The sequence below is a fragment of the Flavobacterium sp. 2755 genome (assembly GCF_031455715.1).
GTDB lineage: Bacteria > Bacteroidota > Bacteroidia > Flavobacteriales > Flavobacteriaceae > Flavobacterium.
In genome coordinates, this window is the sequence record NZ_JAVDTG010000009.1 from 209,434 (window position 1) to 230,338 (window position 20,905).

The 20,905-nt window shown below is 34.3% G+C and carries 19 protein-coding genes; 11 read left to right on the plus strand and 8 right to left on the minus strand.

Features of this window, described 5'->3' with window-relative positions:
* Window positions 1–75: 75 nt before the first annotated feature.
* The 5 genes from J2Y38_RS19820 to J2Y38_RS19840 form a co-directional block, all read right to left on the minus strand.
* Window positions 76–486, minus strand: coding sequence for an organic hydroperoxide resistance protein (locus J2Y38_RS19820; protein ID WP_309845979.1), 411 nt, complete (start codon window positions 484–486; stop codon window positions 76–78).
* Window positions 487–551: 65 nt separating this feature from the next.
* A complete protein-coding gene (locus J2Y38_RS19825; RefSeq protein WP_309845981.1) occupies window positions 552–1,556 on the minus strand; it encodes an alpha/beta hydrolase in 1,005 nt (334 codons plus the stop codon).
* 330 nt (window positions 1,557–1,886) lie between these two features.
* Complete coding sequence (locus tag J2Y38_RS19830) at window positions 1,887–2,300, minus strand: cupin domain-containing protein (protein WP_073487539.1); 414 nt, start codon at window positions 2,298–2,300, stop codon at window positions 1,887–1,889.
* A gap of 301 nt (window positions 2,301–2,601) precedes the next feature.
* On the minus strand, window positions 2,602–3,894 hold the full coding sequence (locus tag J2Y38_RS19835) for an epoxide hydrolase (protein ID WP_309845985.1): 1,293 nt from the start codon (window positions 3,892–3,894) through the stop codon (window positions 2,602–2,604).
* A gap of 468 nt (window positions 3,895–4,362) precedes the next feature.
* On the minus strand, window positions 4,363–5,106 hold the full coding sequence (locus J2Y38_RS19840) for an SDR family oxidoreductase (RefSeq protein ID WP_309845988.1): 744 nt from the start codon (window positions 5,104–5,106) through the stop codon (window positions 4,363–4,365).
* Between the two features lie 325 nt (window positions 5,107–5,431).
* On the opposite strand from J2Y38_RS19840, the gene kaiC reads away from it, so the two are divergent.
* The 9 genes from kaiC (at window position 5,432) to J2Y38_RS19885 (ending at window position 15,055) form a co-directional block, all read left to right on the plus strand.
* On the plus strand, window positions 5,432–7,111 hold the full coding sequence (gene kaiC, locus J2Y38_RS19845; RefSeq protein ID WP_309845989.1) for a circadian clock protein KaiC: 1,680 nt from the start codon (window positions 5,432–5,434) through the stop codon (window positions 7,109–7,111).
* A gap of 1 nt (window position 7,112) precedes the next feature.
* Window positions 7,113–7,406: a circadian clock KaiB family protein gene (locus J2Y38_RS19850; RefSeq protein WP_095927489.1), complete on the plus strand. Its 294-nt coding sequence runs from the start codon at window positions 7,113–7,115 to the stop codon at window positions 7,404–7,406.
* Between the two features lie 2 nt (window positions 7,407–7,408).
* Entirely contained in the window at window positions 7,409–7,708 is a 300-nt protein-coding gene (locus J2Y38_RS19855; protein WP_309845992.1) for a circadian clock KaiB family protein, read from the plus strand.
* A gap of 1 nt (window position 7,709) precedes the next feature.
* Window positions 7,710–8,966 (plus strand): ATP-binding protein, encoded by a 1,257-nt coding sequence (locus J2Y38_RS19860; RefSeq protein ID WP_309845995.1) that lies wholly within the window; start codon window positions 7,710–7,712, stop codon window positions 8,964–8,966.
* Between the two features lies 1 nt (window position 8,967).
* Window positions 8,968–9,372, plus strand: a complete 405-nt coding sequence (locus tag J2Y38_RS19865; protein ID WP_309845998.1) for a response regulator — start codon at window positions 8,968–8,970, stop codon at window positions 9,370–9,372.
* Between the two features lie 358 nt (window positions 9,373–9,730).
* The gene (locus J2Y38_RS19870) at window positions 9,731–9,964 is read left to right on the plus strand and encodes a hypothetical protein (RefSeq protein ID WP_309846049.1); all 234 of its coding nucleotides are present in this window, start codon (window positions 9,731–9,733) and stop codon (window positions 9,962–9,964) included.
* 214 nt (window positions 9,965–10,178) lie between these two features.
* Window positions 10,179–13,031, plus strand: coding sequence for a P-loop NTPase fold protein (locus tag J2Y38_RS19875; protein ID WP_309846001.1), 2,853 nt, complete (start codon window positions 10,179–10,181; stop codon window positions 13,029–13,031).
* 141 nt (window positions 13,032–13,172) lie between these two features.
* Window positions 13,173–13,772 carry a hypothetical protein gene (locus tag J2Y38_RS19880; RefSeq protein WP_309846003.1) on the plus strand — a complete coding sequence of 200 codons (600 nt, stop codon included), beginning with the start codon at window positions 13,173–13,175 and terminating at the stop codon, window positions 13,770–13,772.
* 161 nt (window positions 13,773–13,933) lie between these two features.
* Window positions 13,934–15,055: a phospholipase D family protein gene (locus tag J2Y38_RS19885; protein ID WP_309846004.1), complete on the plus strand. Its 1,122-nt coding sequence runs from the start codon at window positions 13,934–13,936 to the stop codon at window positions 15,053–15,055.
* Window positions 15,056–15,245: 190 nt separating this feature from the next.
* On the opposite strand, the gene J2Y38_RS19890 is transcribed toward J2Y38_RS19885, so the two are convergent.
* Complete coding sequence (locus tag J2Y38_RS19890; RefSeq protein WP_309846006.1) at window positions 15,246–15,386, minus strand: hypothetical protein; 141 nt, start codon at window positions 15,384–15,386, stop codon at window positions 15,246–15,248.
* A 242-nt stretch (window positions 15,387–15,628) separates the two neighbouring features.
* On the opposite strand from J2Y38_RS19890, the gene J2Y38_RS19895 reads away from it, so the two are divergent.
* Window positions 15,629–15,892 carry a hypothetical protein gene (locus J2Y38_RS19895; protein WP_309846008.1) on the plus strand — a complete coding sequence of 88 codons (264 nt, stop codon included), beginning with the start codon at window positions 15,629–15,631 and terminating at the stop codon, window positions 15,890–15,892.
* A gap of 5 nt (window positions 15,893–15,897) precedes the next feature.
* Here the strand turns inward: J2Y38_RS19895 and J2Y38_RS19900 are convergent, their stop codons facing one another.
* Complete coding sequence (locus tag J2Y38_RS19900) at window positions 15,898–17,154, minus strand: retropepsin-like aspartic protease (RefSeq protein ID WP_309846011.1); 1,257 nt, start codon at window positions 17,152–17,154, stop codon at window positions 15,898–15,900.
* A 443-nt stretch (window positions 17,155–17,597) separates the two neighbouring features.
* A complete protein-coding gene (locus tag J2Y38_RS19905) occupies window positions 17,598–20,054 on the minus strand; it encodes a hypothetical protein (RefSeq protein WP_309846014.1) in 2,457 nt (818 codons plus the stop codon).
* 369 nt (window positions 20,055–20,423) lie between these two features.
* Here J2Y38_RS19905 and J2Y38_RS19910 point away from each other — a divergent pair, with 369 nt between their 5' ends.
* A complete protein-coding gene (locus tag J2Y38_RS19910) occupies window positions 20,424–20,840 on the plus strand; it encodes an OsmC family protein (RefSeq protein ID WP_053471827.1) in 417 nt (138 codons plus the stop codon).
* Window positions 20,841–20,905: the final 65 nt, after the last annotated feature.

Here is a 20,905-nt window from a genome sequence, read left to right on the forward strand (position 1 = left end):
GTTAGATGTGAGATGTAAGCTGTGAAATGACGTATTCTTTTTACATTTCACAGCTTACATTTCACTTTTTACAACTTACAGAATATTAATCTCAACGTTTATATTTCCTCTTGTTGCTTTTGAGTAAGGACAAGTTTGGTGTGCCTGAGCTGCTAAAGCTTCTGCCGTTTCACGATCAATTCCCGGAAGGCTGATGTTTAAACGTGCCTGCAAAGAATATTCGCCTTCAGTTACACATAAATCTACTTCTGCATCTACCGCAGTTTCTGCCGGAAGTCTAACTCCTTGTTTTGAAGCAGCAATTCCTAAAGCTCCAATAAAACAAGCCGACCATCCTGCAGCAAATAACTGCTCTGGATTTGTTCCCGGACGTGATGTTCCCGGTGAACTTAATTTGATATTCAATTGTTCATCTGAACTTTGAGAAGTGCCTTCTCTACCACCTGTTGTGTGTGTTTTTCCTGTGTATAATACTTTTGTGTCCATGTTTAAAAAATTTTAGATTGTTGATTTTAGATTATTTCTGATTTTTAATTTTTAATTCTCAATTTTTAATTCTTGAAGCCATCCACATCAATTATCGCTTGTGCAAATGATTTCGGGTCTTCTTGCGGAACGTTGTGTCCAATTCCTTTTAGAATTCTGTGGGCGTATTTTCCTGTGAATTTGTTTGCGTATGCTTTTCCATCTGCGAAAGCGCCGTCAAAATCACTTCCTATTGTAATTGTTGGAACTTTAATTTCGGGTCTTGCGGCAAGACGTTTTTCTAAAGCATCATATTTAGATTCTCCTGCTTCAAGGGATTGTCTCCATCTGTAATTGTGAATTACGATTGCAACGTGATCCGGATTATCAAAAGACTGAGCCGTTTTATCGTAAGTTGCTTTGTCGAAACTCCATAATGGAGAAGCGATCTGCCAGATTTGTTTGTTGAATTCGTAAGTGTTTTGGCTGTAGCCGAGTTTTCCTCTTTCGGTTGCGAAATAATATTGGTACCACCATCCTAATTCTGCTTTTGGAGGCAATGGTTTTAAATTAGCTTCCAAATTCACAACCAAATAACCACTTACCGAAACCAGACCTTTTACACGTTCCGGCCAAAGTGCTGCCATAACTACTGCTGTTCTTGCGCCCCAATCGAACCCGCCAACTACGGCTTTGTCGATTTTTAAAGCATCCATAAAAGCAATAATATCGTTTGCTAATGCTGCTTGCTGCCCGTTTCGAAAAGTATCTTTTGAAAGGAAGGTTGTTGTTCCTGAACCTCTTAAATAAGGCGTAAATACATGATATCCTTTTGAAACTAAAATTGGCACTACTTCATTGTAACTGTGAATATCATAAGGCCATCCGTGAAGCAGGATTACCGGAGTTCCGTTTGAAGGACCTGCTTCGGTATATCCTACGTTTAATAATCCGGCGTTGATTTGTTTTAAAGTTCCTAGTGAACCTTCTGGTTTTTCTGTTTGTGCAATTGATACTGCGTTTACTAAAAGAAAGGCAATTAAAAGAACTGCGTTTGTAATTCTGTTTTTGATTTTTAATATCGTTTTCATAATTATTATTTTTTTTGATTAGTTGATTATCAGTTAATTTCTTCGTCAAAGGTATCTCGACAATCCACGTTTTAAAAGGAGAAAAAAGCTGAAGTGGACAAAGAAAAAGGTGAAATGGACAATGGTTGAGTTATGAGTTTCAAATGCGGATAGCGTATGTTTTTTTAACGCAAAGTACGCTAAGGTTTTTGGCTCGTAAGGCTTTTTAAAAAACAAAGATCGCAAAGCTGTATGCTGAAAAAAACTTTGCGAACCTTTGCGTATCCTTAGCGCACTTTGCGGTTAAACTATTCGCATTTCAACCTGAAACTTGAAACTTTAAACCTGAAACTATTTTTTCATAACCAAAACCGGTTTTCCTTTTTCAACTATATATGTTGCCAGTTCTGATGCTTTTGTATTCGTATTATTTTTAGCGGAGTGAACAACTCCTGCGGGGATAAAAAGAACTTCTCCGGCTTTTAAGGTTACAGGTGCTTGTCCTTCTACTTCATATTCTAGTGAGCCTTCTAATACATAAATGATTTCTTCACCCGGATGAGAATGCTTTCCGAAAGCGGTATGTCCGTCGAAATCGATTCTAGCTTGAACGGTTTCTCTTCCTGGAATGCTTAAATCGTGTTTTTGTAAATCAGTACGTTTTATTCCTGTTTGGGCAGCAATTTGATTTGGAATTAGAAAGGCAATTATGCCTAAAATGATAATGGCAATTATTACCCAAGTTTTTTGTTTTTTAGTTTCCATGATTTTATTTTTTTTAGTGGTTAGTTTTTTTTAACACATAGGGACATAGTTTTCTTTGTCTGGAAAGGCGTTTCACTTGTTTTGAACAAACATAGTTTGCTGGGTTTTTCACGCAGATTTTAAAAAGATTTAAGCAGATAAACGCAGATTTTTTTGTTTAATTTAATCTGCTTAAATCTGCCGAATCTGCGTGAAACTTTTTATCGACAAACATAACTATGTGTGAAAATCCAGATTTTTTCAAAAACCTTTTACCAAGCTTTCAACCTATGTTCCTATGTGTTTAAATAAATTATTTAGATTATTTTCTCAATGATTTAAAAGCTGCTCGAAGTTCAACTGAAAACAATTGTGGCTCTTCCCAAGAAGCGAAATGTCCGCCTTTGTTTACTTCTTTAAAATAAATCAGGTTTTTGTATGCTTTTTCAGCCCATGTTTTTGGTGCTTGGTAAATTTCTCCGGGAAAAACAGTTATCGCAACCGGAATCTTGATTTCAGCCGTTCTTTGTTCTACAGCATTGAAGTTATTGTTGTTATTTTCCCAATATAAATTAGCAGATGAATTGGCTGTATTTGTAAACCAATAAAGTGAAATATCATCCAGCATTTCATCTTTAGTCAGTGATTTTTCTGCATTTCCTCCGCTGTATGTCCAATCGTTGAATTTATCCAGGAAAAACGAAGCCAAACCAACAGGAGAATCCGTAAGTCCGTAACCTATAGTCTGCGGACGCGTCACCATCATTCCGGCATAACCGCCGCCTTTTGTATATAATTTGTTTAGCGAATTAAAAGCTGCATTTTCTTTAACCGATAATCCTTTTGGTGCAGGATCTCCGTCTTTAAGTGCTTTGGCAACATCTGCTGGAACTGTTGCGGGCATGTTTACGTGAATTCCCAATAAACCTTCAGGAGCCTGGCGCGCCATCGCATCGGCAATTACAGAACCCCAGTCACCACCTTGCGATACATAATGTTTGTAACCCAAACGTTTCATTAAAACATCCCATGCATTTCCTATTTTCTCTGGTCCCCAGCCTGTTCCTTTTGGCTTTTCAGAAAAACCGTAACCCGGCATTGAAGGAATAACCAAATCAAATGCATCTTCGGCTTTTCCGCCATAAGCTGTTGGATCTGTTAATGGACCAATTACTTTTAAAAGTTCAAAAAATGATCCCGGCCATCCGTGGGTAATAATTAACGGTAAAGCATTTTTATGTTTTGATTTAATGTGGATGAATTGAATATCCAGTCCGTCAATGTTCGTTACAAATTGAGGAAGTGCATTTAGTTTTTCTTCTGTTTTATGCCAGTCATAATCCGTTCCCCAATATTTAACCAGATTCTGAATCTGCTCTAGTTTTACTCCTTGCGATTGATCTGTTACGGTTTCTTTATCCGGCCATCTTGTGGCATTTACACGATTGCGAAGTTCTGTAATCGCTTCCTGTGAAACGCTGATATGATACGGACGAATTAAATTACAATCGGTTTTAGTTTCGTTCTGTGCAAAAGATACGGCAGTGGCCAGCATAAAAGTTCCCGTTGCAATAGCGTTTAAAAAACTACGCTTGTTTAGTTGAAGTGTTTTCATTTTTTTGATTTTTAAATTATTTGAATATCAGTTAATTTCTTCGTCAAAAGTATTTCGATAACCCTTCTTACGAAATGAGAAAACAGTCCAAACGGACGAAGTTTGAGGTGAAACGGACAGAGTGAAATGTGATTTTTTTTAACGCAAAGTTCGCTAAGGTTTTTTGGCTCGTTTGGTTTTATAAAAATGCAAAGATCGCAAAGCTATGTGGGTAATAACTTTGCGATCTTTATGTGTGTTTTTGCCACAGATTATTATTTTTTTGCCACAGATTAAAAGGATTAAAATGATTTTCTTCCGCAGATTCTGCGGGAAACAAAAAACTTTGCGACTTCGCGACTTTGCGAGATTAAAAAAAATCTTAGCTCCCGATAGCTATCGGGATTGCGTAAACCTTAGCGAACTTTGCGGTTAAATCATCAGCATTCCAACATGAAACCTGAAACTTGAAACTTGAAACAAACTAAATTAAGCTAACACCATTCCCCCATCCATAATAAAATCTGCTCCGGTGATGAATTTTGCGGCTTCACTGCTTACGTATGCAACCATTTTGGCAACATCTTCAGATTTTCCCATTTGTTTTAATGGTACTTTCTCTATAACCATATCCATAATACCATTTACGGTGGCTTCATCTAAACCAACTTTCTTCATAACCTCAGTTTGAGTTGGCCCCGGACTAACAGAATTCACTCTGATTTTTCTAGGCGCTAATTCTAATGCTGCTGATTTCATAACCGAATTCAAAGCCGTTTTACTAGCCGAATAAACCGAAGATCCCGGCCCAGGCATACTGGCAGTATTCGAAGAAAGAAAAACTACCGATGCACAATCATTCAAAATGGGAATGAATCGGCTTAGTGTGAAATACGCACCTTTGAAGTTCACATTCATAATACTGTCAAATTGTTCTTCTGATGCCTGCTCGATATTTCCTAAACCTGCAATTCCGGCATTAATGAAAAGAATGTCTACTTTACCAAAATCCTGTTTAACTTTTAAAGCCAGATTTTCAATGTCTGAAATACTCGATTGATCTGATGTTATCGCCGTAACGCCTAATTCCAGTGCTGCTTTTTCAATTGCTTCTTTTCTTCTTCCGGTAATAATCACATTTGCTCCCTGCTCTTTTAATTGTTTTGCTGTAGAATATCCTATACCGCTGTTTCCGCCTGTAATTACGGCTACTTTATCTTTTAAATTGTCCATTTTTATATGTTTTAAATTAACGGTACAAAGTTAAATTACGAAAGGTATTGCTTTTTTAAAGGTATCATAGAGTATACTGGAAAGTAGATTTTAACATTTAAATATTGTCAAAAATCAATTTCAGTCAAAACTGAAAAATTACTGTTAAATGTTCAAATTGATTTTGCATTTATTTGGTTAAAATTCTCCGATTTATTCATATTTAAAGCTCGATTTTCTTAATTTATTTTTAAAACTTCATTAAACAGCTGTTAAATCTTAACAAGAATCCATTGTAAATCGTGTAGGAAAACGTATATTTGAGATAATACTGAATTTTATTATCGTGCAAGAAAAAACAAAATCACATCAATTTATATTCCCAAAAACTCCAACAGGAGTTGACGGACTAGACGAGATTACTGATGGTGGATTTCCGCAAGGACGTCCAACTTTAATCTGCGGTGGTGCCGGATGCGGAAAAACATTATTGTCAATGCAATTCCTTATTAAAGGTATAACTGAATATGGCGAAGCCGGAGTTTTCATGTCTTTTGAAGAACCTTCGGATGATCTTACTTTAAATGTAAAATCCCTTGGCTTTGACCTCGAACAACTCAAAAAAGATAAAAAACTCGTAGTCGATCATGTTCGCGTCGAAAGATCTGAAATTGAAGAAGCCGGAGAATACGATCTTGACGGTTTATTTATAAGATTAGGCCACGCCATCGATTCTATAAAAGCAACACGCGTTGTACTCGATACGATCGAATCTTTATTTGCAGGTCTTGACAACCAGGCAATTTTGAGAGCCGAATTACGAAGATTATTTCATTGGCTTAAAACAAAAGGAGTTACAGCAATAATTACAGGCGAACGCGGAGAAGCAACTTTAACCCGACAAGGATTAGAAGAATATGTTTCTGACTGCGTTATTGTTCTCGATCATCGTGTTATTGAGCAGGTTTCTACCAGAAGACTCCGCATTGTAAAATACAGAGGTTCAACACACGGAACAAACGAATATCCGTTTTTAATTGATGAAGAAGGTATTTCGGTACTTCCTATTACATCATTAAAACTCGATAACGAAGTTTCTTCGGATATTATTTCAACTGGTGTTCCCGGATTAAACGATATGTTTAACAGCGGCGGATTCTATCGCGGCAGCAACATTTTAATATCAGGAACTGCCGGAACAGCTAAAACAACCGTTGCCTGTTATTTTGCCAATGAACAATGCGAAAAGAACGAAAAAACGATTTATTTTGCTTTTGAAGAATCTCCGCATCAATTGGTTCGCAACATGAAATCAATTGGTATCGATCTGGACAAACACATCAAAAAAGGTATTTTGCAAATCCATTCTTCACGTCCGTCATTAAACGGTCTTGAACTGCATTTGCTTACGCTTAGAAAAATGATCAAAGAGTTTCAGCCTACCACTATTATTATCGATCCTATCAGTAACCTTATTTCGGTGGGAAGCGAACACGAAGTTCGTTCTATGCTCGTAAGGCTCATTGATATGCTCAAAGCAAATAATATTACGGCAATGTTTACGTCATTAAACAAACAAACGGATAATTTCAGACCAGATTTAGCCGAAGAATCTGTATCGTCATTAGTAGATACCTGGATTACCGTTCGTGATATGGAAGGAGTTGGCGAAAGAAACCGCGGTATTTTCATTATCAAAGCCAGAGGAATGGGGCATTCTAACCAAGTTAGGGAATTTGTGATTACCAATAACGGAATCGAATTACTCGATGTAGAATTAGGTCCGCAGGGAATCCTGACCGGAGCTGCCAGAAAATCTCATCAGTTTAAGAAAACCATTTCTGATATTAAGCTTCAAAACGAAATCAACAGAAAAGACCGTGAAATTGAGCGTAAACGCAAAGTCCTTGAAGCTAATATTGAAGCCTTGAGAACCGAATTTGAATCGGCAGAAGAAGAACTGAGTATCCTTAAAGCAACAGAAGAATTGCAGGAAAAACTGTCTTCTAAGAAAAAAGAAAATTAAAATGAAAAAAGAAGTAGCCGAATGGCAATTATTGCTCTATATAGCGGGTCAAACGCCAAAATCGATCAAGGCGCTTGAGAATATAAAAAAATACGCCGAAGAACATTTAAAAGGTAAATACAGCATCGAGATTATCGATTTGCTGAAGAATCCGCAATTGGCAGAAGGCGATCAAATTCTGGCTGTACCAACCCTGGTGAGAAAATTTCCTGAGCCAATTCGTAAAATTATAGGTGACCTTTCAAATGAAGAAAGAGTGCTTGTAGGACTTAATATCAAACCTATAAACTCATAATCATGGAAGATTCATCTGATGGCACAAGTACAACCAAACATAAGTTCAGACTTTTTGTTTCAGGTATGTCTGTTAAATCAGGACATGCAATCGAAAATTTACGAAAAATATGCGACACCTATCTCAAAAATAATTACGAATTAGAAATTATAGATATCAGTCGTGACAAGGAACAAGCCGTGATTCATCAAATTGTGGCTATCCCTACACTAATCAAAATACATCCTGAACCCAAAAGAATCATTTTGGGCGATTTATCAGATAAAGATAAGGTCTTGTATATATTAAATATTGAACAATAATTTGGAGGTAAAAAAAAGAAATATAGAATCTTTATTGGCAGAAATAGAATCCTTAAAGGAAGAACTTTTTGAATCAAATAGTATTGTAAATGCTATAAAACAAGGAGATGTTGATGCTTTAGTAGTAAGTAATAACGGAGTTCCGGAGCTATATTCTCTCGAAACGGCCGATTATACTTACAGGCTTCTTATTGAAAAATTCAGACAAGGCGCGCTTAGTATTTCCCGCAACGGACTTATATTATATTGCAACGATTATTTTTCTGAACTCGTTGGTATTCCTTCAGAACAGATTATTGGTACGTATTTAAACGAATATTTTGATAATCCCACACAGTTTGTCCAGCTTATTCAGGCACTGAGATACGGAATCGCCACGCACGAAATTCTTTTTAAATCGAATGACGATAAAAATACTTTTCCGGCTTATATCGCTTTAACCGATCTTGAACCCGCCGTAGAAGCCATTGGAATCGTAATTACCGATTTAACCGAAAAGAAAAAACACGAAGAAGCTTTAATTCGCCATCAAGAAGAATTAGAAGAAAAAATAAAGGAGTTAAACCGAATCAATACCAATCTCGAAGAATTTATTCATGTTATCTCGCACGATTTAAAAGAACCACTTCGAAAAATTGTCATGCACAATGATAGAATTGATGGAAGTTATCTTTCTGAAACCGATGCCAAATCAATGAACGTTCTAAAATCATCGGCATTGCGATTGAATTCACTTGTTGATGATTTGGTTCAGTATTCGTCGCACACCGCGCAGGAAGAACGAACCGAAATTGACTTGAAAACCATAATTGGTGAAGTCATTGAAGATCTCGAAATTATTATTACCGATAAAAAAGCCGAGATTCAAATAGGAAAACTTCCGGCCATAAAAGCCTCTAAAGTTCAAATCCGACAGCTTTTTGGAAACCTGATAACCAACGCCATAAAATACAGCAAAGAAGCCGTTGCTCCGTTTATAGAAATTTATCAGGCCGAAAATTTAAACGCCGAAATGCCAAATCAAAACGCTAAATTTGTAAAGATTCAAATTAAAGACAACGGAATTGGCATGGAATCAAGCCATCTTCTTAAAATCTTTACCATTTTTCAGCGCCTTCATGCCCGAAACGAATATTCAGGAAACGGAATTGGCCTTGCGATTTGTAAAAAGATCATGGAAAACCACTCTGGAAACATAACCGTCGAAAGTACGCTCAACGAAGGCACAACATTTAATCTTTACTTTCCAATTGTATAAAATGCCACAAAAAAACAACCTACATATCATAATCGCCGAAGATGACTTTGATGACGCTGACGTTATCTGTGAAACCTTCAACCAAAACCCCAATTTCGGGAAAGTAAGCCTCGTAGCCAATGGCGAAGAACTGCTCAATTACCTAAAAGACACGGCAAACGAAAATCCCGACGTAATCCTGACCGATATCAACATGCCCATTGTCGACGGCATCGAAGCCTTACAGCAAATTCTAAACAATTCAGATTTAAAAGACATTCCCTGCTTTGTTTATTCCACCAGCATAAATCCGTCGTACAAAGAAAAATGCGATGATCTGGGCGTAAAAGCTTATCTTATAAAACCCTATTCTTTTGAGGCTTTCGCCGAAATTCCAAAGACCATTTTAAGTATTATCGAAGCTTAGGTTTTCATTTCCATTTCTTATATTCGTAATACTATTTAGGAGCTGATTCCTGCTCTCCGCTGTATCTTTTATGCCGAACCCCGGCAAAAAAGGATGCCGCTTCGATCAGGACTAGGACACTCGTTTTCATAAGAAGATTTTGTGGAAATTAGATGTAGAAACAAATACTTAAAAGTAATATTTTTCCTATAATAAAATATTTTTTTGATATCTTTACAGTCCTAAAAGTAGAGTTATGATATCAGAAAAAAAATTTGCCCGTGTGGTATGGTGGCGGTATTGGAAACAGCTGCAACGCTCTCTTTACAGCGTAGGACACCTAAGTCACGCGGGTTTTATTTCCCTTAAAGTAGAGATTATGAGTACCAACCCCCTTTCCAAAGAAGCCGAAATCAGGCTAACCAATTTCTTCAATCAAACCGTAGCGCCAGAACAAATGGCAAAAGCCTTAAGGCAGGTAAATTTTGTTCTTGCTTTAAGTGTTTTTCGTGAAAACGAAACCCTGCAGCAAGAAATCGATAAACTTGAAAATAGCTTTTACTGGCTCAATGAACTAGCCGAGATTTTGAATCCTTATTTGGATGTGGAGTAAATAGTTATTTTAAAATTTTTAAGACCCTTGATCATTTTTTTGATTGAGGGTTTTGTTTTTTATTGGGTTTGTGAAAAATACCGTATAAGTACGCGTTGTTTTAGGTTTGGATTTTTGATATACTTGTTAACAATAAATTTACTTGAGTTTATGGATTTACCGTATGATGATCAAAGTAAAACTTCTTATTCTTACAACATAAATTTTTTTAGAAATGTTTTTCTTTTTTGACATAAATAATTCTCAAACTAAAATTGGAAGTTCTCCTAAAGAAGCTGATATTGCTATTGTCTCTATAGATATGAATGCTAATATTGGTCAATTAAACCAATTAGTCCTTGATGAATATGGTTACAAAAAAACAATTCTTAAGCAACTTAATTTAGCAAAAGGATTTGATTTATATCAACTTAATGGCAAGCCAATTTTATTTATCGTTACTGTTGGTATAGGTAATCCGGTAAACAACTTAAATGTAAACCTAAGACAAGCAATTACATTTAATTGGGAAATTTTAAGTAACAAAAAGATTTGGATCCCATTAATGGCAACTGGTGTTGGAAGAGTTAGTTATCAAGAAAGTTATGAAGTTACAATATCCATCTTAAAGGATTTAGAAACATATATTCAAAAATTCAATTGTCAATTTATAATTTCTATACCTAATGATAAAGATGGAAATGATCTCTATAAAAAAATTGAGGAATCATCTAAAAATTATCACTCAGGAATTAAACCAGATAATATAAATATTGGAGGATCAATTGACCCAACCCAATTAAAGGAATTACAAGATTTAAGGGACGGAGTTATATCTTCTAATGAAAAAGAAGAAAAAAAACAACTTAAACAAAATATTACAACTTTACCAGGAATATTAAGTGATTCTGATAAAGGGGTAGATCATTTGAACATAAAAGAAGATTATGAGGCTTTTGCTCGTGTTATAGCTGCTAAAAATTTTGTCCCTCCATTAGCTATTGCTTTATTAGGAAAATGGGGCTCAGGAAAAAGCTTCTTCATGCACAAATTAAAAGAAGAGATACAATATTTATCTTTAAAAAATCCTCAAAAGGCATTCTGTGAAGGAATAGCCCACGTACACTTTAATGCTTGGTCGTATATGGATTCTAATCTTTGGGCAAGTATTGTTACTCGGATTTTTGAAGGCTTACAAGAATATATTACGAGTGATACTAAAGCTAAAAATTTTAAAAAAGAAATAGAAAAGAAATTAACTCAAAATTTAAACTTCTCAAAAGAAGAAATAAAATCTTTAGAACAACAAAGTCAGATAATAAGAGTTCAATTGTTTGGGCTATATAGACAAAAAATAGTAGCAAAAAAAGAACTCAAATTAAAAATTAACACTATAAAACAAAATACTTTAAAAAAGGTTTTAAAAAATGTTAATGAAAAATTTACAGTTAAATCAACTATAGAAAATTCTTTAAACGAGAATCCAACATTTATTAAATCAACGGATGAATTAAAACAAATTATTCCCGAAAAATACTGGGTTTCTCCAAATGAATTATATAATCAGACAAAATCAAAGTATACTTTTTTTAAAGTTTTTTTTGAAAATGACAAATGGCTGAAAAATACATCCTATTTGTTAGCAATATTAGCAATAATTTTTTTTACACCTATTTTCTCAAGTTTAACTTCACTTTTAATAAGCTGGCAGGATTTTTCCTTTTCAGCCAAGACAGTAAGTTTTTTATTAATTTTTGGAAATTTTTGGAAAAGAGCAATTGATACATACAATAAATTACACCCTTTAATAGCCTCATTTTGGAATCTCAAAACTAATTATGAAATAGAAAAAGCAGATGCAATATTTAAGTTTAAACAAAGAGAAAAAGCTCTAAAGCTTGAAATTAAAAATTCGAAAGAAAACATTAATATAATTAACCAAAGATTAAGTGATATTTTAGAGATAAAATCAAGATTAGAATTTAAATTAAATAATGCGCTATCTACTGAAGCATTATATACATTTATTGAAAAAAGAGCTAATAGTGATGATTATAAAAAGCATCTAGGAATAGTATCTACAATCAGAAAAGATTTTGAAATACTTAGTGATTTATTAACTGATCATAATATTGAAACAGAAGAAAACAAAGAAAGTGAGGATTTCAAAAAAATGTTTAACAAACCACTTCAACGAATTATTCTTTACATAGATGATTTGGATCGATGTCCAGAAGATAGAGTTGTTGAAGTCTTAGAAGCTGTAAATCTGTTAATGGCTTTTCCTTTATTTATCGTCGTTGTTGGTGTAGATCCTAGATGGGTGAAAACAGCATTAAATCATAAGTATGAAAAGCTATTTAGTGGAAGTGATCCTAATGATGATAAAATTTCAGCTTCAAATTATTTAGAAAAAATCTTTCAAGTTCCTTTTCATATAAAAGATGCTGACGACATAAATATTAAAAATATGATCGAGAAATTGGCACAAATCAAAACAACTGATAAAATAGCAAAAACAACTGAAACCGTAGATAAAAATATAAAAAAACCAAATGTTGGAAATAGTAAACCGTTAAACAATTCATTTGAAATTAGAAATTTAGATGATAGCAACGGAAGTTTAAATCTAGAAAATGAAGAAATAGATTCTTTGGATATTTTACCAGAAGAAATTTTACAAATTAAAAGTCTCACTAAAATAATTGGTAAAAACCCAAGATGTATAAAAAGATTCATTAATATTTATAGAATAATAAAAACACATAAAGACTTTAGTTATAAAGAAGAAAACAAAGAAAATGAGCTACTAATAGCTATGTTCTTTTTAGCTTTATCAATAGGAGAATTCAAAAATTTAGTAAAGTCATTTGAATATTTTTTAGATAATGCAGTTGACAAAAAGCTTCATATTTCAGAATACTTTGAGAACACTCATGTTTTTGAGCTTTCAAATGAGCTACTTCTACAAAAAAATGAGTTAAAAATACTATTATCAGAAAAGGGTAATAATTTATTAAAACAAGAAGCTAGTCTTTCAAGAAAGCATTATCAATTTATTAAACGATTTACATTTAAGAATATTTAAATACATAATAAGTAAATTATTCCCGTTTCTTTTGAAAATTTCCATGATATAAGAGTATAATTAACCTTAATTATTTAAAATTTGTTTTTAAGATATATCTCCTAATTTGATTCGCAAAAGATATAAATACGATACAATTAAATGGAACTAGAAAAAAACTTATCAAACATCATAACAAAAAAACAGGCTTACAAAACTTCATTTTTAGAAATAACATCTCAATTTGAAAGAAAATTTGAAGAATTTAATCCTGTACAAAATTGTTTCGAAATTGAAAAATATTTCGGCGGTAAATGCGGAATTTCAAAAGTGACAAATAAATTAATTCAAGACGGGATTATTAAAAAAAATTGGTTACGCCAATACAAAACAAAAGGAGGGAAAATAAAAACAGATTTTAAGGGTCTGTACATCTATATTCATCAAAACACTCCAATTTATGTTGGCATCTCAAAAGGTGTAATTGGTAGAACATTACAACATTTAAAAGGGCATAGTCATAATACATCTACACTAGCTTTTAATATAGGTTTGATAAGATATGAAATTGAAAAAGGAGAAAAATATATTGGAAAACGCAAACAATTTGATTTCAAATTAGATGTAACGCCAGCAAAAGAGTTTCTTTTAAAACAAAGAATTGCATTCATCCCTATAGAAAATGATGAAGAAATGTATTTATTTGAAATATACTGTGCTATGAAATTACAATGCTATCTTAACAAATTTGAAACACATTAATTTTACCTCAAGCTCGTTAACAATATAAGTTTTTCTTAATTATCGATATATTACGAACAGTGGATCCAAGTCTGCAGAAAAAATTTAATAATCATCAATTCGTTTTTTTAATTCACCTGTTCCAATATACAGTAAATAAATACTCATAAAATTAGACACAAATGGAAGTAATACAAAATAAATGGCTAGATAATTTTTTAACAGAATTAGAAAATACGAAAAATTTAAAATTAATATCTCCATTTATTACTGATAATATGGTTACTCATTTATTAAATAATTGGCATGGAAACACAATTCAAGTTATTACCCGGTTCAATTTAAATGATTTTCGTTCAGGTGTCTCTAGTCTCAAAGCATTAGAAAGATTAATTGAAAAGGGCATAGAAATAAAAGGGATAAAAAATTTACATAGTAAAGCCTATATTTTTGATACAAAAAGTTTGATCATTACATCAGCAAATTTCACAAATGGAGGATTCTTCACTAACTATGAATTGGGTATTAAAAGTAAAGATGAAGAACAAATAAAAAAAGCTTTAGATTATTTTAATAGATTATGGATACTTGATCCAAATGTATTGGATCGGAATATAGTTTCTAAATGGAAAAAAATCATTTCCGAAAATAGATTACCAACAAATATCCCTAAATTAAAAGATTATGGAACGTCAATTATTAGAAAAGTAATTGGGGACAAAAAGCATTTTATTAAATTTTATGGAACAGGTGATGATAGAGGAAAATGGGATTGGGAAATAAAAGATTTAGTAGAACGTACACATTGTCATTTTGCTATAACTTTTCCAAGTGCAATGGGAAGACCAAACAGATATAATGATGGTGATATAGTATATATGGCATATCTGATGAATGATAGTGAATATGCAATATTTGGAAAAGCTATTGCAAAAAAGCATGACCGAATTAATGATATTGCAAGTGAAGAAGATATCAAGCTAATTTCTTGGAAAAGTCATTATAATATTTATATCAGAGTCCATTCATCTGAGTTTTTAGATTCGACATTTTCATCTTGTCCAAGAATGGGAAGAATGATGAATGAATTAGGTTACGAGAGTTTTCGAACTACCAAAGAACGACATGAATCTGGCGAAGAAAACATCAATCCTAGATTAGCTTTAAAACAGAAACCCGATGTTGAACTGAGTCAAGAAGGAGCTTTTTGGATTGAACAAAAATTTCAAGAAGCCAAAAATAAATATAGTACAGTTTCCCAAGTTTTTATTGACGGTTTGTATCAAGGCAGTCCCAAAATTTAAAATCAATCTATTTCGAGACAATCGCGTCCCTTCGCTAGCGCGAGCGTCCCGCTCGTGAACGCAAAGTTTTTGATCTTAACTTAATTTATAACATACGTGTCACGAGCGGGACGCTCGCGCTAGCAGAAGAAAAACTTATACGAAAAGAGACAGCATTAAACTGTCTCTTTTTTTTTGAAATCATAATTCATCAATCCTTTGGTTTATGAATATGAGGCTTTAAAGGGCGATAATCTTCCTTCTTTTCAGGAGTTACACGCCTTCTTTCATCTAATGATCCATCTTCTTTTTTCGGTTTTGGACCAGGTTTAATTGCTTGAATTGTTTCCATTAATGTATTTTTAAATTAAACATTTTATTTAAGATTAGAAATTTAAACTTCTACTCTTGGAAACAAATAACATTAATAAATTCAAGATTATATTATGGAAAACCATACCTCAAAATATTTAAGTCAGTTCGTAAACACAAAGTTTTAATTTTAGCTTAATTATTTAGAATTAAAATTTAAAATTTACGATTAATTACAACAAATTTGTAAACATAAAATATAACACGAACTATATTAAAATCATGCATCAAATAGAGTTATTAGGAACCAGCAGCAAAAATTTTAAAATCAAATTTATAAGTATCTTAAAACAAACAAGTGTTTTCGATACTAAAACTTTGGCTTCTCTATATGATTCTTTATGTGATTCTAAAAAAGTCATAATAAAATTTAAAGAACTGGATATTTCTTATTTAAATGATATTGTTGTAGAACTTATTGAATTAGAAATTTGGATTGGTCAATCTTCTTTTCATGAAGAAGATGGTTATTCTTTTGAAGAATAAATAACTCAATCCTCCAACCTCAAATAATTCAAATCAAAACTAATCACAACTTTTTCAAATTGTTCCAATACATCTTGCCCAATATTTCCAAAATTTACTTCACCATAAACGCCATAATCCTTTTGGTCAATTTCCATTTTTGAGAGTTGAATTAGTTTTTTTCCAAGATATATTTGCTGGTCTTTTAAAACCAAAACTTCTTTAGAAACTACTTCTGCGCCAGCACTGGAAGATTTAGTCGTTTCTAAAGTACCCATACGGTCAAGATCGGTTTTGAAGGTTTCGTAAAACGCTTTGTTGAAAAGACTTTCTTTTGCTCCGCTGTCAAAATTAAACGGCAGGGTTTTGCCTTTATACGTAAGCATTACAATCGCTCTGAGTTCGTCTACAAATAAGTTTTTTTCGGTTGTATTGGTTTCTAATTCTTTAGAAAAGGTAAGTTTATCTTTTTCAATCGTAATCGTTCCTAACTCTTTTACTATAGGAAAACCAATAATTCCGTTAATGACATAAGCGCCGTCTGCAAATGTAAAAGCCTTATCAGGATATACTAAAAACACCGCATTATGAATTTTCAATTCTCCTAAATTAATTTCGGGTGCAACGCCTATACGAACTTTGTTTTTTTGTCCCGTAAAACTCGCCACCAAAATATTATTATCCGGCAGAATTTTAACTCCCATTTTCTTCGCCACACTTTCGGTAATACAGCTAATTCCTGCTCCGGTATCAAAAACAAAACTGGACTGCGTATCATTTGCCTTAACTTCCGTTGTAATTAAACCTGCTTTGTCTTTTACTGCAGCAACTGAAATTGTCGAAAATTTATCAATTGTCTGCGCGCGCGTATTGCGTAAAGTCTGCCAGATTCGCTGCGTGTTTAATTCGTCCTGAAGTTCGTCTTCTTTATAATGCTTTTGAAATTTAAGCGTCAAAACTTTAGAAGCCGTATAAGCCAAATTGTAATTAAAGAGTTTGATATAGTTATCGTTTTTCAGCTTCGCAAATTCGTAAGTATTGGTCAGTTCGTTGTTTTTCAAACTGTCTAAATACTGGTTTGACAACTTGGGTTTGTTGCAGACATTGGCATATAATCCTTTATAGAAATAATAGTCTTTGCCTTTTTCTATATTGTTTAAGCTGTCCATTTTAGCATACTGATGCTGTTTGCTTAATTGTTTTAAAGTAGTGTCCGGGTTGATTTGTCCTAATGCTATTTGCATTGTGAATAAAAGACAAAGTAAAAGTTTGTTAGAGTTCATTTGTCTGATTTTTTAAATGTTAAATATAGGGATTTTGTTTTGTTTCATGTTTCATGTTTCGTTTCTCGCTTTGCTCGTTTTAGAACGATTCCAATTTTTCACAATCTTGTCATTTCGACGGAGGAGAAATCTTCGCGAGTAGCTTCGTACAGAATTTCGCCAATCTTTGTAGAGTTTCTTACGAAGATTTCTCGTTCCTCGAAATGACAAGATTGCGTTGGGATTTGGAATTTTTAATAAATGTCGCCAATCTTTGTAGAGTTTCTAGTGCGATTTGCTTCGCCTGTTCGCTATCGCTCGAGTCTCGTTCCTCGAAATGACAAACTTTGGTGAAACCTGAAACTTCAAACCTGAAACTTGAAACAATAAAAACAAAAAAATCAGGTCTGGCAATATCACTACCATTCCTGATTTTCCTCTTATAATCAACCTTTTACTTTTATTTATCTTCTGCCTCTAAAACCGCCGCCGCCTCTAAATCCTCCACCGCCAAAACCGCCTTGATGTTGGAAGTTTTTGAAATTTCGGGTTTGTGATTCTCCGCGGTCTCTGGATAAAGCTGAGCGATCTAGATCGTTTGTAATATCAGGACGACCTGCTTCACCAAGCGGTTTATTCGGTTGTCCGAGGGTTTGGTCTGCTTTAGGGAAATTATCGCGCTGAGTTCTGTCGCCTAATCGGGTTTCGCCGCCTAGGTTTTGTTCGGGTTTCGGCAGATTATCACGCTGAATCTTCTCTCCTGCTCCATTTGCACCCAATCCCTGATTTGGTTTATTACGTTCAACAGCTCCGCCAGATTTGTTTGACGAACCTAAAGTTCCTGCTTGCGTCCAGCCGCCGTTTCCGTTATTATAATGACTCCAGTTTCCGTTTGCATCTTTTTTATACACATGTCCGTCGTGACCTGCGTATACATTATTGTTGGTATGAATTGTTGTTCCTCCGCCTCTGTTATGCGTAATTACTCCTTTATTTCCTCCCGAAGTTTCATAACCAATTGCAGTTCCGCGTCGGGTTGTAACGTGTCCCGTCTGCACCCATTGATTACCATTTGTAGCAGCAGAATGTCCCCATTGCGCATACGCGTTATGCCCCTGATTGGTTCTGGCGTAATTTCCCGTCCACGGATTGTAAGTGCTTGCAGCTGTTCGACCGCCATACCAGCCCTGCACACTTGCAGAACGTCCGTATCTTCCCGTTGCCGGATTATACCAGGCCGAAGTTCCGGCAGCGCCATAAGGCCCGTAAACACGTCTTCCGACAGCATAACCACCCGTCCACGGATTGTAAACTGCTCCTGATCCGTACGCATAAGGCCACGGGCGGTAAATTGGGTATAATCCGCCATAATACACATAAGGCGGATAATACCATCCTGTGCCATACGTTAATATAGCACCTACTGTAGCACCAATAATAAAAGCACCTAAATATCCTGCTGTTGAACTGCTTTCGACAGTTGTATCGGTTGTGGTTTGTGTAACATACGTTACATTATAAACCGGAGAACTCGGCGGAATGGTATATATTTCTTTCGGAACAGAATCGGCTGTTTTCCAAGGTCCGTTAGGACTTGTCGACATAAACCAAACGGCCTGAAAACACAAATAATACAAATCGCCTACTTTTATAATTTTCTCCTGTGTATTGCTCGCATATTGCATTTTTGTTCCTTCAATTGGTTTAAACTGCGGTACTCCGTCATAGGTAACTTTTACTTTGGCTTCGGCATCAGATTTCTTTATAATCGCAGTTGTGGGAACTTGTGCCAGCATAACGGCGTCTTGGGCTTCCTGCGTTCCGGGTACAGATGATAATACATTGGCACGCGGTGAATCTTTAGGGATTTTGGAAAAATCAGCAGGAAGGTTATTTCCGGCATACGTCCACGGTCCGGTTAAGTCTTTCGATTTAAACCATCTTCCTGATAATAATACATAATATTGTCCATCGCCTTCATCGGCAAAAACATCATTTTCGGTATTGTCAATATATAATAATTTGGTTCCGTCTATTTTAATAAACTTAGGATTTCCGTTTATGGCAATCAATTCAGCGGGTTTATTGCTGTAGAAAACTTCAGGCGTTGTTCCGGTTGACGGAGGCGGAATCATCTTTTTAACATCATCAAAATTTTGTCCCGAAGGCAGGTTAATTAATCCCGAAGGCAGCTTGGCGGTTTTTGTCCATTTTCCTTCTATTTTTTTAGAAGTCAGCCAGACATTATCGGCCAATAAATAATAATCTTTTGAAGTTTTATCAAAAAATAAATCCCAGTTTGTATTGACTACATATTGTATATCTGTTTTTTCTACGGGCACTAAAACCGGTTCTCCCTGCACGATCAATAAAACAGCAGGATTGGTGCTGTAAAAAATTGCGGGAGGATCGTTCTTAGCCACAATTCCTTTTGCAGGGCTTTTGGTTTGGCTTAAATCTGCCAGAATACGATCTACAGAAATTGGATCTCCGCTTTTAGGCAGCGTTTCTTTAAACAGTTTTTCCATTTCTGGAACTTTCTTTTCGTCGAGAGCTGGAAAACGCACATCAGTTACCTGAAGGTTTTTAATATAAGCGCTTCGGTTATCTTTATCTACTAAAGTTTCTGCTTTTAAAGAAGCTACACCTATAACTTGTTTTCCATCTTTTGGAGTTAACGAAAAAGCCAGTCGGGCGGTAATTTCTTTATAATCTTTCCAGTCATCTACCTGAGGCTGATAATAAACGAGTTTTGTTCCGTTGTTTTCAGTTTCGCGCGGCCAGCCGTTATCGGCAAATGCAGCATCGGCAGTATCAGACTTTACGTCTTCCGGATTTGATTGAGCAGTATCTTTATCTTTTTTGCAGGAGAACAAAACTGTACTCAGGCAAACTACAATTATTAGAAAAGCTTTTTTCATAAATTTAAAAGTTAGATTATTCATTAAAAATTTATTCTCTGGGGTATTCCTTTAAAATTGTTTCGAATAAAATTAAATCCATACAACATATAAAACTATTATTCAGCTATTTAGTTGGTTTCAAATTCTAACTTGAAACCAAAAAAGAGATAAATAATCATCCTTTCTCCTTAGATTTAAAATTTATCAGAAAAAAAATTATAGCCCCGAGTTTTGATCCAGCCCAGTAAAATCTATCATTATAAATTATTTTTATAAGTACTAAAAATTATTAATTTGATCAATAAACATCATCGCCATAAATTTGTCTCATCAAAATCAAACAAATGATTTGATCATCTTAAAAAATAACTTTAAAAAATAGAAATCATGAAATTTACAAGAAGAGCAAACGCAAACTGGAAAGGTACAGGAATGGAAGGAAAAGGTACTATTAGTACTCAAAGTACAACTTTAGATAATGCACAATTATCTTTTAAAACTCGTTTCGAACAAGGTGTTGGAACTAACCCGGAAGAATTAATCGCAGCAGCACATTCAGGATGTTTTACCATGCAGTTAAGCTTTTTATTATCTGAAGCTGGTTTTGTTCCGGAAGATTTAGATACAACTGCTAAAGTAACTTTTGAAGACGGTACAATTACTTTAATTCAATTAGAATTAACTGGAAAAGTTCCTGGAATCTCAGCAGAAGATTTTCAACAAGCAGCTCAAAAAGCAAAAGAAATTTGTCCAATTTCGAAATTATTAAACACTGAAATTACTTTGGCGGTAACGTTGAACTAATTTCTAGATAATAAAATTTCAACACAATCTTGTCATTCCGACGGAGGAGGAATCTTCGCAAGCTG

Excerpts from the sequence above, each read along its gene's own strand:
- J2Y38_RS19820 (WP_309845979.1), bottom strand. The coding sequence starts at position 486 with ATGGACACAAAAGTATTATACACAGGAAAAACACACACAACAGGTGGT.
- J2Y38_RS19825 (WP_309845981.1), bottom strand. The coding sequence starts at position 1,556 with ATGAAAACGATATTAAAAATCAAAAACAGAATTACAAACGCAGTTCTT.
- J2Y38_RS19830 (WP_073487539.1), bottom strand. The coding sequence starts at position 2,300 with ATGGAAACTAAAAAACAAAAAACTTGGGTAATAATTGCCATTATCATT.
- J2Y38_RS19835 (WP_309845985.1), bottom strand. The coding sequence starts at position 3,894 with ATGAAAACACTTCAACTAAACAAGCGTAGTTTTTTAAACGCTATTGCA.
- J2Y38_RS19840 (WP_309845988.1), bottom strand. The coding sequence starts at position 5,106 with ATGGACAATTTAAAAGATAAAGTAGCCGTAATTACAGGCGGAAACAGC.
- J2Y38_RS19850 (WP_095927489.1), top strand. The coding sequence starts at position 7,113 with ATGAAAAAAGAAGTAGCCGAATGGCAATTATTGCTCTATATAGCGGGT.
- J2Y38_RS19855 (WP_309845992.1), top strand. The coding sequence starts at position 7,409 with ATGGAAGATTCATCTGATGGCACAAGTACAACCAAACATAAGTTCAGA.
- J2Y38_RS19865 (WP_309845998.1), top strand. The coding sequence starts at position 8,968 with ATGCCACAAAAAAACAACCTACATATCATAATCGCCGAAGATGACTTT.
- J2Y38_RS19870 (WP_309846049.1), top strand. The coding sequence starts at position 9,731 with ATGAGTACCAACCCCCTTTCCAAAGAAGCCGAAATCAGGCTAACCAAT.
- J2Y38_RS19875 (WP_309846001.1), top strand. The coding sequence starts at position 10,179 with ATGTTTTTCTTTTTTGACATAAATAATTCTCAAACTAAAATTGGAAGT.
- J2Y38_RS19880 (WP_309846003.1), top strand. The coding sequence starts at position 13,173 with ATGGAACTAGAAAAAAACTTATCAAACATCATAACAAAAAAACAGGCT.
- J2Y38_RS19885 (WP_309846004.1), top strand. The coding sequence starts at position 13,934 with ATGGAAGTAATACAAAATAAATGGCTAGATAATTTTTTAACAGAATTA.
- J2Y38_RS19890 (WP_309846006.1), bottom strand. The coding sequence starts at position 15,386 with ATGGAAACAATTCAAGCAATTAAACCTGGTCCAAAACCGAAAAAAGAA.
- J2Y38_RS19895 (WP_309846008.1), top strand. The coding sequence starts at position 15,629 with ATGCATCAAATAGAGTTATTAGGAACCAGCAGCAAAAATTTTAAAATC.
- J2Y38_RS19900 (WP_309846011.1), bottom strand. The coding sequence starts at position 17,154 with ATGAACTCTAACAAACTTTTACTTTGTCTTTTATTCACAATGCAAATA.
- J2Y38_RS19905 (WP_309846014.1), bottom strand. The coding sequence starts at position 20,054 with ATGAAAAAAGCTTTTCTAATAATTGTAGTTTGCCTGAGTACAGTTTTG.
- J2Y38_RS19910 (WP_053471827.1), top strand. The coding sequence starts at position 20,424 with ATGAAATTTACAAGAAGAGCAAACGCAAACTGGAAAGGTACAGGAATG.